The organism is Streptomyces sp. NPDC050704 (assembly GCF_040654355.1).
In the GTDB taxonomy this organism is placed as follows: Bacteria; Actinomycetota; Actinomycetes; order Streptomycetales; family Streptomycetaceae; genus Streptomyces.
This window is the reverse complement of the sequence record NZ_JBFAHW010000090.1, coordinates 1-13,474: the sequence shown is the minus strand read 5'-3', so window position 1 is coordinate 13,474 and position 13,474 is coordinate 1. Positions and strand designations below refer to the sequence as shown.

General features: G+C 72.3%; 12 protein-coding genes. All 12 read left to right on the top strand.

Features of this window, described 5'->3' with window-relative positions:
• Nucleotides 1-135 precede the first annotated feature (135 nt).
• The 12 genes from AB0I18_RS37480 (at nt 136) to AB0I18_RS37425 (ending at nt 13,385) form a co-directional block, all read left to right on the top strand.
• Entirely contained in the window at nt 136-1,323 is a 1,188-nt protein-coding gene (locus AB0I18_RS37480) for an FAD-binding oxidoreductase (protein ID WP_363110170.1), read from the top strand.
• The gene (locus AB0I18_RS37475; RefSeq protein WP_363110169.1) at nt 1,320-1,628 is read left to right on the top strand and encodes a (2Fe-2S)-binding protein; all 309 of its coding nucleotides are present in this window, start codon (nt 1,320-1,322) and stop codon (nt 1,626-1,628) included. Before AB0I18_RS37480 ends, AB0I18_RS37475 begins: the two co-directional genes overlap by 4 nt.
• The gene (locus AB0I18_RS37470) at nt 1,621-3,036 is read left to right on the top strand and encodes an FAD-dependent oxidoreductase (protein WP_363110168.1); all 1,416 of its coding nucleotides are present in this window, start codon (nt 1,621-1,623) and stop codon (nt 3,034-3,036) included. The genes AB0I18_RS37475 and AB0I18_RS37470 overlap by 8 nt, the downstream gene beginning before the upstream one ends.
• Before the next feature lie 85 nt (nt 3,037-3,121).
• Entirely contained in the window at nt 3,122-4,012 is an 891-nt protein-coding gene (locus tag AB0I18_RS37465; RefSeq protein WP_363110167.1) for a dihydrodipicolinate synthase family protein, read from the top strand.
• 36 nt (nt 4,013-4,048) lie between these two features.
• Nucleotides 4,049-5,050: a proline racemase family protein gene (locus AB0I18_RS37460; protein WP_363110166.1), complete on the top strand. Its 1,002-nt coding sequence runs from the start codon at nt 4,049-4,051 to the stop codon at nt 5,048-5,050.
• 45 nt (nt 5,051-5,095) lie between these two features.
• Nucleotides 5,096-5,773 (top strand): GntR family transcriptional regulator, encoded by a 678-nt coding sequence (locus AB0I18_RS37455; RefSeq protein WP_363110165.1) that lies wholly within the window; start codon nt 5,096-5,098, stop codon nt 5,771-5,773.
• Nucleotides 5,774-6,085: 312 nt separating this feature from the next.
• Entirely contained in the window at nt 6,086-7,864 is a 1,779-nt protein-coding gene (locus tag AB0I18_RS37450) for an immune inhibitor A domain-containing protein (RefSeq protein ID WP_363110164.1), read from the top strand.
• Between the two features lie 46 nt (nt 7,865-7,910).
• Nucleotides 7,911-8,747 (top strand): M55 family metallopeptidase, encoded by an 837-nt coding sequence (locus tag AB0I18_RS37445; RefSeq protein WP_363110163.1) that lies wholly within the window; start codon nt 7,911-7,913, stop codon nt 8,745-8,747.
• Nucleotides 8,740-10,059, top strand: a complete 1,320-nt coding sequence (locus AB0I18_RS37440; protein WP_363110162.1) for a M20/M25/M40 family metallo-hydrolase — start codon at nt 8,740-8,742, stop codon at nt 10,057-10,059. Before AB0I18_RS37445 ends, AB0I18_RS37440 begins: the two co-directional genes overlap by 8 nt.
• A 5-nt stretch (nt 10,060-10,064) precedes the next feature.
• Entirely contained in the window at nt 10,065-12,047 is a 1,983-nt protein-coding gene (locus AB0I18_RS37435) for a prolyl oligopeptidase family serine peptidase (protein ID WP_363110161.1), read from the top strand.
• A gap of 61 nt (nt 12,048-12,108) precedes the next feature.
• On the top strand, nt 12,109-13,038 hold the full coding sequence (locus AB0I18_RS37430; RefSeq protein ID WP_363110160.1) for an LD-carboxypeptidase: 930 nt from the start codon (nt 12,109-12,111) through the stop codon (nt 13,036-13,038).
• A gap of 92 nt (nt 13,039-13,130) precedes the next feature.
• A complete protein-coding gene (locus AB0I18_RS37425; RefSeq protein WP_363110159.1) occupies nt 13,131-13,385 on the top strand; it encodes a LapA family protein in 255 nt (84 codons plus the stop codon).
• Nucleotides 13,386-13,474: the final 89 nt, after the last annotated feature.

Here is a 13,474-nt window from a genome sequence, read left to right as displayed (position 1 = left end):
TGTGGGGGCTGGTCGCGCAGTTCCCCGCGCCCCTGACGGGGCGCGGGGCTCCCGCGGTGCCCCTGACGGGAGGAGGCCACCACGCTCATCAGCGGCACCCTTGGCCGCGGCAGAGGTATGTGACATAGTACTGGCATGACCAAGCCGTTGACCTGCGATGTTGTGGTCGTCGGGGCCGGGATGGTGGGGGCGGCCAGTGCCCTGTATGCGGCTCGGGCGGGGCTGTGTGTTGTTCTGGTGGACCGGGGGCCGGTGGCCGGTGGTACGACGGGTTCGGGTGAGGGGAACTTGCTCGTCTCGGACAAGGAGCCTGGGCCGGAGCTCGAACTGGCCCTGCTCTCCGGGCGGTTGTGGGCCGACATCGCCGCCGAGCCCGGGGTGGCCGGAGCCGTCGAGTACGAGGCCAAGGGTGGCCTAGTCGTGGCGTCCGCGCCGGAGGGGCTCGCGGCGCTGGAGGGGTTCGCCGCCGGGCAGCGCTCGGCCGGAGTGGAGGCTGTTCCCGTCGACGCCGGTCAACTGCACGAACTGGAGCCCTACTTGGCGAAGGGGCTCGCGGGCGGGGTCTTCTATCCACAGGACGCCCAGGTGATGCCGACGCTCGCCGCCGCCCATCTCGTACGACTCGCCCGCGCGGCCGGCGCCACACTGCGGACCGGCTCGACGGTCACGGAGGTGCTGCGCACGGCGGCCGGGGCGGTGCGCGGAGTGCGTACCTCCCGGGGCGAGGTCCACGCACCCGCGGTCGTCAACGCGGCCGGGACATGGGGCGGGGAGCTGGCCGCACTGGCCGGGATCTCCCTGCCCGTGCTGCCCCGGCGGGGCTTCGTCCTCGTCACGGAGCCGTTGCCGCGCAGGGTGCGGCACAAGGTGTACGCCGCGGACTATGTCGCCGACGTGGCCAGCGACTCGGCGGCGTTGCAGACCTCCCCGGTGGTGGAGGGCACGGCGGCGGGGCCTGTACTGATCGGGTCGAGCCGGGAGCGGGTCGGCTTCGACCGCTCCTTCTCGCTGCCCGTCGCGCGGGCGCTGGCGGCCGGGGCCACCAGGCTGTTCCCCTTCCTGGCAGGAGTGAAGGCCATGCGGGGCTACCTCGGCTTCCGGCCGTACATGCCCGACCATCTGCCCGCCATCGGGCCCGACGCGCGCGTGCCGGGTCTCTTCCACGCGTGCGGGCACGAGGGCGCCGGGATCGGGCTCGCCACCGGGTCGGGCCACTTGATCGCGCAGGTGCTGGCGGACAAGACGCCCGATCTGGATCTGGCGCCGTTCCGCCCCGACCGCTTTCCCGCCCCGTCGCCCGAGGACCCCGAGGAGGTTCTGTGACGCCCCGTACCCCGCTGGAACTGGTGGACGCCCGGCCCGGTCCCGCCTTCACCGTCACCTTCGACGACCGCGAGATCACCGTCCTGCCAGGCCAGACGGTCGCCGCCGCGCTCTGGTCGGCGGGCATCACGTCCTGGCGTACGACCCGGGGGAGCGGCGAGCCGCGCGGTGTCTTCTGCGGCATCGGGGTGTGCTTCGACTGCCTGGTGAGCGTCAACGGCCGTACGAATCAACGGGCTTGTCTGGTGCGGGTGGAGCCCGGGGACGTGCTCCGCACACAGGAAGGGACCGGTCACGATGACTGACCCGATGGCCGACCGGCCGCACCTCGCGGTGGTCGGCGCGGGGCCCGCCGGACTCACGGCCGCCCTCGCCGCCGCCGGACGCGGTGTACGGGTGACACTGGTCGACGCCGCCGCGGAGGCGGGCGGGCAGTTCTACCGTCAGCCCGCCCCGGAACTCGGCGCCCGCCGACCGCAGGCTCTGCACCACCAGTGGCGCACCTGGGAACGACTCCGGGACGGCCTCGCGACGCATGTCGCCGCGGGTCGCATCACACACCTGACGGATCATCATGTCTGGTTCGTGGAGCGGCACTCCGAGGTCTCCGACGTCTTCAGCGTCCATGCTCTTTTCGGCCCCGAGCAGGAGGAGTCCGTCGCCGTCCGCGCCGACGCCGTGCTGCTCGCCACCGGGGGGTACGAGAAGGTGCTGCCGTTCCCCGGCTGGACGCTCCCCGGAGTGGTCACCGCGGGCGGGGCGCAGGCCATGCTGAAGGGCGGGCTCGTGCTGCCGGGACGTACCGCCGTGGTGGCCGGCACCGGGCCGCTGCTGCTGCCCGTCGCCGTCGGGCTGGCCTCGGCCGGGGCGGAGGTCGTCGCCCTGGTGGAGTCCGCCGACCCCAGGTCCTTGGTACGGCACGCCCGCACCCTCGCCGCCCATCCCGCCAAGCTGGCCGAAGGCGCCCAGTACGCCGCCGAGTTGGCGCGCCACCGGGTCAGGGTCCGGCTCCGCCACACCGTCGTCGCGGCACATGGCACCGGCCGGCTCGAAGCCGTGACCGTCGCCGCTCTCGACGGTGCCGGGCGGGTCAGGCCGGGCACCGAGCGGCGCATCCCCTGCGACACCCTCGCCGTCGGCCACGGCATGCTCCCGCACACCGACCTCGCCGAGGCACTCGGCTGCCGTCTCGACGGGCCGAACGTCGCCGTGGACGACGAGCAGCGCACCGATGTGCCCGGAGTGTGGGCCGCCGGCGAGACCACGGGGATCGGCGGTGCGGTGCTCTCGCTGGCCGAGGGCCGGATCGCGGGACTGTCCGTCGCCGCACGCCTCAACTCCCGTACACCTGAGAGGGGTTCGTACGCGTCCGCCGCCAAGGTGCGTACGGGACTGCGGGAGTTCTTCGACGCCGTCGACAGCGTCTGTGCCCCGCCTGCCCATTGGGCCGAGCAGGTCACCGGCGACACCGTCGTGTGCCGGTGCGAGGAGGTGCCCGCCTCCGCGATCCGGGAGGCCGTCGACGAACTCGGCGCGGGTGACGTACGCACGGTGAAACTGCTGACCCGGGCCGGGATGGGCTGGTGTCAGGGGCGGATGTGCGGCCCCGCGGTGGCGGGGCTCGCCGGATGCCCTCAGACGCCCTCGCGACGGCCGTTCGCCCGGCCGGTGCCGCTCGGCGTGCTGGCGCGCGAGCCCGGTGAGTCCCCGTGAGTCCCGGCCCGTGAGTCCCTGTGAACAGTTAGACCTCTTTGATCACACCCCATTGGTCACCCCCATTGATCGGACAGGAGTCCTCATGACCGACCACCGCCCCTGGCGCGGCGTCCTCGTCGCCACCGCCCTCCCGCTGAACGACGACCTCTCCGTCGCCTACGACAAGTACGCCGACCACTGCGCGTGGCTCGTCGAGAACGGCTGCGACGGCGTGGTACCGAACGGCTCGCTCGGCGAGTACCAGGTGCTGACCCCGGAGGAGCGGGCCAAGGTCGTGGAGACCGCGGTCGACGCGATCGGCGGGGAGCGGGTGATGCCGGGCGTCGCGGCCTACGGCTCGGCCGAGGCCCGCCGTTGGGCCGAGCAGGCGCGCGACGCGGGCTGCGCCTCCGTGATGCTGCTGCCGCCGAACGCCTACCGCGCCGACGAACGCTCCGTCCTCGCCCACTACGCGGAGGTCGCCGAGGCGGGCGTGCCGATCGTGGCGTACAACAACCCCATCGACACCAAGGTCGACCTCGTGCCCGAACTGCTCGCGAAGCTGCACGGCGAGGGGTACATCCAGGGCGTCAAGGAGTTCTCCGGCGACGTACGCCGTGCCTACCGCATCGCCGAACTCGCCCCGGAACTGGACCTGTTGATCGGCGCCGACGACGTCCTGCTGGAACTCGCCGTCGCCGGTGCCAAGGGCTGGGTCGCCGGTTACCCGAACGCGCTGCCGGCCGCGAGCGTCGCCCTCTACCGTGCCGCGGTCGCGGGCGACCTGGACACGGCCGGGAAGCTCTACCGGCAGCTGCACCCGCTGCTGCGCTGGGACTCGAAGGTCGAGTTCGTGCAGGCCATCAAGTTGTCGATGGACATCGTGGGGCGGCACGGCGGTCCGGTGCGGGCGCCGCGTGTGCCGTTGCCGCCCGAGCAGGAGAAGGCGGTGCGCGAGGCCACCGAGCGGGCCGTCGCCGCCGGGCTCGCCTGATCCCCGAACGAGGACCCGAACGACGAGAGGCAGACCGTGCGCAGCAAACTAGTCCTGCACGCCGTCGACTCGCACACCGAGGGCATGCCGACCCGCGTGATCACCGGCGGTATCGGCACGGTCCCGGGTGCGACCATGAACGAACGCCGCCTGTACTTCCGTGAACACCGCGACGACATCAAGCAGTTGCTGATGAACGAGCCGCGCGGGCACTCGGCGATGAGCGGTGCGATCCTCCAGCCGTCCACCCGTCCCGACTGCGACTACGGCGTCATCTACATCGAGGTCTCGGGCTATCTCCCGATGTGCGGGCACGGGACCATCGGGGTCGCGACCGTGCTCGTCGAGACCGGCATGGTGGAGGTCGTCGAGCCGGTGACCACCATCCGCCTCGACACCCCGGCCGGCCTCGTCGTCGCCGAGGTCGCGGTGGAGGACGGGGCCGCCAAGGCGGTCACGCTCCAGAACGTGCCGTCCTTCTCCGTCGGCCTCGACCGCAAGATCGAGCTCGCCGACGGGCGGACGGTGACCTACGACCTGGCGTACGGCGGCAACTTCTACGCGATCCTGCCGCTCGACCAGTTCGGGTTGCCCTTCGACCGGGAGCGCAAGGACGACATCCTCGCCGCCGGGCTGTCGTTGATGGACGCCGTCAACGCGGAGGCGGAGCCCGTCCACCCCGAGGACCCCTCCATCCGCGGCTGCCACCACGTGCACCTCGTCGCCCCCGGCTCGACCGCCCGGCACTCGCGGCACGCGATGGCGATCCACCCCGGCTGGTTCGACCGCTCACCCTGCGGGACGGGCACCAGCGCGCGCATGGCCCAACTGCACGCGCGCGGCGAACTCCCCCTGCACACCGAGTTCCTGAACGAGTCCTTCATCGGGACGCACTTCACCGGCCGGCTCCTCGGCACCACCGAGGTCGCCGGAATCCCGGCCGTACTGCCCAGCTTCACGGGCCGCGCCTGGGTGACCGGCACCGCCCAGTACCTGCTCGACCCCAGCGACCCCTTCCCGGCCGGCTTCGTCCTCTAGAACCGCCTGCCTGGTGGAAACCGCACACACCAAGGAGAGACCTCGATGCCCGCCCAGCGTCCCAGCGCCCCCGCCCTGCCCACGCTGGGCGGCAAGAAGCCCAGCTACCGCGAGCGCGTCGCGGACGCCCTGCGTGCCGCGCTGATCGCCGGTGAACTGCGCCCGGGCGAGGTGTACTCCGCACCGACCCTCGCCGCCCGCTTCGGCGTCTCGGCAACCCCCGTACGCGAGGCGCTGCTCGACCTTGCCAAGGAGGGCCTGGTCGACACCGTGCCCAACAAGGGCTTCCGGGTCACGGCCGTCTCCGAGAAGCAGCTGGACGAGTACACCCACATCCGCTCGCTCATCGAGATCCCCACGACCGCGGCGCTCGCCGCCACCGCCGATCCCGCCGCCCTGGAGGCGTTGCGCCCGGCCGCGCTGGAGAGCGTCACGGCGGCCGCGACCGGTGACCTCATCGCGCACGTCGAGGCGGACATGCGGTTCCATCTCGGCCTCCTCGCCCTCGCCGGCAACGAGCACCTGGTCGAGGTGGTCCGCGACCTCCGCAAGCGCTCCCGCCTCTACGGCCTGCACGCCCTGGTGAAGGCGGGCCGCCTGGAGGCGTCCGCCGCCGAGCACCTGGAGATCCTCGACGCGCTCATCGCCCGCGACGAGGAGACCGTACGGGCCGTCATGACGCGCCACCTCGGACACGTACGGGGCCTGTGGGCGGCCGGGTGACCTAGGGCCCTTCTGATGGATCTCCGCGGCGTCGCGACGCCCGGCACGCTCCCCCAGCCTTCGGCCGGGGGGACCCCCACTCGCCGCACCGGACACAAGCCCTAGTAGCTCCTCCCCCACGCTCGGCTTCGCTCGCGCGGGGGGACCCCCATCGAGGACTTCCGTCCGGCACACCGAGAGCACGCACCGAACGCCGCTCCTTCTCCCACGGAGATCCATCAGAAGGGCCCTATGCGGCGACACGCTCACGGTGACCCGCCCCGCCCGCACACGCATGCTCTCCTGAGTGCCGCCCCCGAGTGAGGACGCACGTTGAGCAAGCGCAACCGAAGATCCCTGGCCGCCGTCGCCGTCGCCGTCTCCGCCGCCGCACTGGCCGCACCCGTCTCGGGCGTCTCCGCGGCCGTCGCGACCGCCTCTCCGAGGGCCGCGGCTCACGCGGACGCTCCCGACGCGGAGGCACTCGGCCACGACCTGCCGGGCACGGCGGGCGAGCGGACCCGGCGGGCCCGCGCCCTGGCCGTCGCCAAGGTCGCCGCCGGTGAGGTGGCGCCCGAGACCCGGGGCTCCTCGCAGCGGATCGAGTACAAGAAGGGTACGTACGCCGAGACCGCCCGGACCTCGGACCGGATCTTCGTGCTGCCGGTGGAGTTCACCGACTACGCGCACAACGAGATCCCCGAGCCCGACCGCACCACCGACAACTCCACGGTGTGGGCCCCGGACTACAGCCCGGCCTACTACCAGCGGCAGATCTTCGGCACCGCCGGCAGTACGGGCGACAGCACGGGCGACACCCTCGCCTCGTACTACCGCCGCCAGTCCAGCGGCGCCTACTCGATCACCGGCACCGTCCACGACTGGACCCGCGTCGACCACACCCTCGCGCACTACGGCACCGACGCCTGCCGGAAGAACGGCCTCGCCATCTCGACGTACTACTGCAACAAGCAGCTCGTCACCGACGGCCTCGACCAGTGGTACGAGAACCGGCGCGCGGCGGGCCTGACCGCCGCCGCACTGGCCAAGTACCTTTCCGCGTACGACACATGGGACCGCAACGACTACGACAAGGACGGGATCTTCAACGAGCCCGACGGCTACCTCGACCGCGTGATGCTCACGTTCGCGGGCGAGTCGCAGGCCAACGGGGGCGGCGTCAACGGCACCGACGCCCTCGGCTCCCACCGCGGAACAGTCAGCCATCTCCAGACCGGTTCCGCCACGCTGGGCCCGGCCAACGGCAACCGGGACGGCGGCAGCGAGATCGGCGACTCCGGCGTCTGGGCCAACGACTACACGATGACCAACGAGAACCGGGGCCTGGGCACCCTCGCCCACGAGTACGGCCACGACCTGGGCCTGCCCGACCTGTACGACACCTCGGGCGGCGAGAACTCCACCGGCTTCTGGTCGGTCATGGCGCAGGGGTCTCTTCTTTCGGAAGCGGACCAACTGGCGGCCCACCCGGGCGACTTGGGAGCCTGGGCCAAGCTGCGGCTCGGCTGGCTCGACCATGCGACGGTGAGAGCCGCCACCGCCGCCTCGGTCACCCTGAACCCGCTGTCGGTGGACTCCGCGACGAAGGGCAGGGAAGCCCTGCTGGTGAAGCTCCCCGCGGACACGGACGGCAACGCCCGCTACTACCTCGTCGAGAACCGGCAGGACACCGGCGAGGACAGGTACCTCAAGTCGGGTCCGTTCCAGCTGGGTTGGCGCTCCACGAAGCCCCGGCTCAAGGAGCGGCTGCACTACGAGACCGGCGCGCTGATCTGGTACTGGAACACCAAGTACCGGGACAACAGGACCAAGGCGAACGGCGGTCACGGCCAGATCCTGCCGGTCGACGCACACGCCGAGCCCGCCCGGGACACCTCGGGAGCCGTGATCCGGGGCCGCCTCCAGTCGTACGACGCCCCCTTCGGCCGACGGCCCACCGCCCCGCTCACCTTCCACCTGAACGGAGTGGAGACGACCATCCGGTCCCGGCCCGGCGTCCCGGTCTTCCGCGGTCTCGGTGGCACGACCATCACCGTGGACCAGGAGTACGCCGACGGCCGAATGAAGGTTTCGGTGGGTTCGTCCACCTGACCGCCCGCCCCTGTGGGCCTCAACCCGACTGCGATACAACTGGAGCATGGTAAAGATCCTCATCAGTGCCGACATGGAGGGCGCCACCGGCGTGACCTGGCCGGCCGACGTGCTGCCGGGCACCCCGCAGTGGGAGCGGTGCCGGTCGATGTTCACCTCGGACGTGAACGCCGCCGTCCTCGGCTTCCTCGACGGCGGCGCCGACGAGGTCCTCGTCAACGAGGCCCACTGGACCATGCGCAACCTGCTCCTGGAGCAGCTCGACGAGCGGGCCCAGATGCTCACCGGGCGGCACAAGTCGCTGTCCATGGTGGAGGGCGTGCAGCACGGCGACGTCGACGGCATCGCGTTCGTCGGCTACCACGCGGGAGCGGGCATGGAGGGCGTCCTCGCCCACACCTACCTCGCCAACTCGATCACCGGCGTGTGGATCAACGACGTCCGCGCCAGCGAGGGCCTGCTCAACGCACACGTCGTCGCCGAGTACGGCGTCCCCGTCGTCCTGGTCACCGGCGACGACGTGGCCTGCGAGGACGCGCTCGGCTACGCGCCCGAGGCACTGAAGGTCGCCGTCAAGGACCATGTCTCGCGGTACGCGGCCGTGTGCCGTACACCGGCGCGCACGGCGTCGGACATCCGGGCGGCGGCCAAGGAGGCGGCCCAGCTCGCGGTACGGCACGCGCCCGTGGACGGCGGCCCCTTCACCGTGGCCCTGGAGTTCGACGCCGAACATCTCGCGATGGCGGCCACCGTCGTCCCGGGCGTCGAGCGGACGGGGGAACGCAAGGTCGCGTACACCAGCCCGACCATGTACGAAGGCATCCGTACTTTCAAGGCGGTCACCACGATCGTCTCGGCCGCCGTGGAGGAGACGTATGGCTGACGAGCACCCGGTCGACGAGCAGGCGCTGGACGAGGTCGTGCGGTTCACCTCCGACCTCATCCGCATCGACACCACCAACCGCGGCGGCGGGGACTGCCAGGAGAGGCCGGCCGCCGAGTACGCCGCCGCGCGGCTCGCCGAGGCGGGCCTGGAGCCGACCCTGCTGGAGCGCACCAAGGGGCGTACGAACGTCGTCGCGCGACTTGAGGGCACCGACCCGTCCGCCGACGCGCTGCTCCTGCACGGTCACCTGGACGTCGTACCGGCGCAGGCGGAGGACTGGAGCGTGCACCCGTTCTCCGGGGAGATCCGCGACGGGGTCGTCTGGGGCCGGGGCGCGGTCGACATGAAGAACATGGACGCGATGATCCTCGCGGTCGTACGGCAATGGGCGCGTACCGGCGTACGCCCCCGCCGCGACATGGTCATCGCCTTCACCGCGGACGAGGAGGCGAGCGCCGAGGACGGTTCGGGCTTCCTCGCCGACCGGCATCCGGGGCTCTTCGAGGGCTGCACCGAGGGCATCAGCGAGTCCGGGGCGTTCACCTTCCACGACGGCACCGGGCGCGAGCTGTATCCCCTCGCGGCCGGGGAGCGCGGCACCGGCTGGCTGAAGCTCACCGCACGCGGTAGAGCGGGCCACGGTTCCAAGGTGAACCGGGACAACGCCGTGACCCGGCTGGCCGCCGCGATCGCGCGGATCGGCGCCCACGAGTGGCCCGTCCGGCTCACCCCGACGGTCAGTGCGGCACTCACCGAAATGGCCGCCCTGTACGGCATCAAGGCCGACCTCGACGATGTCGACGGACTCCTCGGCAAGCTCGGTCCCGCCGCCGCCCTCGTCGAGGCGACCGTGCGCAACAGCGCCAACCCCACCATGCTCAACGCCGGTTACAAGATCAACGTGATTCCGGGCGAAGCCGTCGCGTATGTGGACGGCCGCTATCTGTCCGGCGCCGAGGACGAGTTCCGCGCGACCCTTGACCAGCTCACCGGACCGGACGTGGAGTGGGAGTACCAGCACCGTGAGGTGGCCCTCCAGGCGCCGGTGGACTCGACGACGTATGCGCGGATGCGCGCCGCCGTGGAGGAGTTCGCGCCCGAGGGGTATGTCGTGCCGTACTGCATGTCGGGCGGCACGGACGCCAAGCAGTTCTCGCGCCTGGGCATCACCGGATACGGGTTCACGCCGCTGAAGCTCCCCGAGGGCTTCGACTACCAGGCCCTCTTCCACGGAGTGGACGAGCGGGTGCCGGTCGAGGCGCTGCATTTCGGCGTCCGCGTGCTCGACCGCTTTCTGCGCACGGCCTAGGGAAAATGGGGGACAACGTGCAGACCCTGGCCTACGGTTCCTGGCCCTCACCCATCGACGCGTCGCTCGCCGCCGCGCACGACGGGCACCCCGACCACGTCGGCTTCGTCGGCGACGAGGCCTGGTGGATCGAGCCCCGGCCCACCGAGGGTGGCCGCCGCACCCTGGTACGCCGCCGCGCCGACGGCACCGAGGAGACGGTGCTGCCCGCTCCGTGGAACGTCCGCAGCCGCGTCATCGAGTACGGCGGACAGCCCTGGGCCGGGGCGATGCGCGAGGACGGGCCGCTGGTGGTCTTCGTCAACTTCGCCGACCAGCGGCTGTACGCGTACGAGGGCGGCGAGCCGCGCCCCCTGACGCCCGTGTCGCCGGTGGGCGGCGGACTGCGTTGGGTGGACCCGCGGTTGCACCTGGAGCGGGGCGAAGTCTGGTGCGTACTGGAGGAGTTCACCGGCGACGGGCCCACCGATGTCCGGCGGGTCGTCGCGGCGGTTCCGCTGGACGGCTCGGCGGCCCAGGACCGGGACGCGGTGCGCGAACTCACCGACGGGCCGCACCGGTTCGTCACCGGGCCCCGGCTCTCGCCCGACGGAACGCGCGCCGCCTGGCTCGCCTGGGACCACCCGCGGATGCCGTGGGACGGGACCGAGCTGATGGTCGCCGACGTGGCTCCCGACGGGACGCTGCGGCGGGCCCGGCCGGCCGCGGGCGGCCCGCAGGAGTCGATCGCCCAGGCCGACTGGGCCCCCGACGGGTCCCTCCTGTACTCCAGCGACCGCACCGGCTGGTGGAACCTCTACCGCGCCGCCGGCAGCGGGCCTGCCGCACCTCTCTGCTCGCGCGAGGAGGAGTTCGGCGGGCCGCTGTGGACGATCGGCCGCCGCTGGTTCGCGCCGCTGGAGAGCGGGCTGATCGCCGTCGTGCACGGCCGGGGCGCCAGCGCGCTCGGCATCCTCGACCCGGAGACCGGCGAGGTCGTCGACGCGGCCGGACCGTGGACCGACTACTCGCCCGTCCTCGCGGTCGACGGCAGCCGAGTCGCCGCCATCGCGGCCAGCCCGCGCAGCGCGTGGGAGGTCGTCGAGCTGGACGCCCGCACCGGCCGGGCGCGCGTCATCGGCGCCGCGCACAGCGACCCGGTGGACCCCGCGTACTACCCGGAACCGCAGATCCGCACCTTCATCGGGCCCGCCGGGCGCGAGGTCCACGCGCACATCTACCCGCCGCACCACCCCGGCCATGTCGCACCCGGCGACGAACTCCCGCCGTACGTCGTCTGGGCGCACGGCGGTCCCACGGACCGCGCCCCGCTCGTCCTCGACCTGCAGATCGCCTACTTCACCTCGCGCGGCATCGGTGTCGCCGAGGTCAACTACGGCGGATCCACCGGGTACGGCCGCGAGTACCGCAACCGGCTGCGCGAGCAGTGGGGCGTCGTGGACGTCGAGGACTGCGCGGCCGTCGCGCTCGCCCTCGCCGAGGAGGGCACGGCCGACCGCGACCGGCTCGCCATCCGCGGCGGCAGCGCGGGCGGCTGGACCACGGCCGCGTCCCTGGTGAGCACCGAGGTGTACGCCTGCGGGACGATCCTCTACCCCATCCTCGACCTGGCGGCCTGGGCCGGGGGCGAGACCCACGACTTCGAGTCCCAGTACCTGGAGACCCTGGTCGGACCGCTCGCCGAGGTCCCCGGACGGTACGCCGAGCGCTCGCCCACCGAGCACGCCGACCGCGTCACCACGCCCTTCCTGCTCCTCCAGGGCCTCGACGACGTCATCTGCCCGCCCGCCCAGTGTGAGCGCTTCCTGGCCGGGATGGAGCAGCAGGCGCGGCGCGTGCCGCATGCCTACATCGCCTTCGAGGGAGAGGGCCACGGTTTCCGGCGCGCGGACACGATGGTGCGGGTCCTGGAGTCCGAACTCTCCCTGTACGCCCAGGTGTTCGGCCTGAATCCGCCCGGCATCCCCACCCTGGAGCTAGCCAAGTGAAGAGCCGACTGAAAGACCACTCGAAGTACCACTCGAAGTACCACCTGAAGGAACACACCGCGTGAAGGAACTCGTAAGACCCCGGCGCCTGGCCCCCGGTGCCCGTGTCGCCGTCGTCGCGCCCAGCGGGCCGGTGCCCGAGGAGCGGCTCCAGGCGGGGCTCGACATCCTCCGCGGCTGGGACCTGGAGCCCCTCGCCACGCCCCATGTCCTGGACCGGCACGGGGAGTTCGACTACCTCGCGGGCTCGGACACCGACCGGGCCGCCGACCTCCAGGCGGCCTGGTGCGACCCGGCCGTCGACGCGGTGCTGTGCGCCCGCGGCGGGTACGGCGCGCAGCGCATGGCCGACCTGCTCGACTGGGACGCGATGCGGGCCGCGGGACCCAAGGTGTTCCTCGGCTTCAGCGACATCACGGCCCTGCACGAGGCGTTCGCGACGCGCATGGGGCTCGTGACACTGCACGGCCCGATGGCCGCGGGCGTCGACTTCATCAAGAGCGCCCGGGCCCAGGAGCACCTCCGGGCGACGCTCTTCGACCCTGAGTCGGTGCGGACCATCACCTCGACCGGACGCGCCCTGGTACCGGGCCGGGCCCGCGGCGTCCTCCTCGGCGGCTGCCTCTCCCTGCTCGCCGCCGACCTCGGCGCACCGCACGCCCGGACCTCGGCGAGCGGCGGCCTGCTCTGCATCGAGGACGTCGGCGAGGAGACGTACCGCCTGGACCGCTACCTCACCCAACTCCTGCGCGCGGGCTGGCTCGACGGGGTCGCCGGGATCCTGCTCGGCTCCTGGGAGCGGTGCGACCCGTACGACCGGGTGCGGGCCCTCGTCCTCGACCGGCTCGGCGGGCTCGGGGTGCCGATCGCCGAGGAGTTCGGGTTCGGGCACGGGGAAGGGGCGCTGACGATTCCGTTCGGGGTGCGGGCCGAGCTGGACGCAGGCGCGGGCACGGCGACGCTGACGCTGGACGCGCCGGCGTTGGCCTGACGCCTCGGGCCCCCGGCGGTCACGGCGCGGGTCTCACCCGGAGGAACCCCCTCGCCGCGCGCAACCCCCGCTCCTGAGCCCATCCTGATTGCATGAGCCCGAAGACCTCGAAGTCCTCGAAGCGCGGCAGTGGCGGCGGGACCGGCGCCAGGAGTCTGCTGACCCCCGGCCGGATCGCCGTCATCGTGCTCGGCGTCTTCGCCCTGGTCTTCATCTTCGGGAACACCCGCACCACGAAGATCCGCGTGCTGATTCCCGAGGTCACGATGCCCCTGTGGATGGCGCTGCTCGGCACGGCGGCGATCGGTGCGTTGTGTGGGGCGTACTTCATGCAGCGGCGACGCTGAGCGCTCCGCTGGAAGTGCCGCGCTGTGCCGTCGGCCGCCTGCGGCACCGTCGTGGCCGGTCGCGCAGTTCCCCGCGCCCCTTCGGGGCG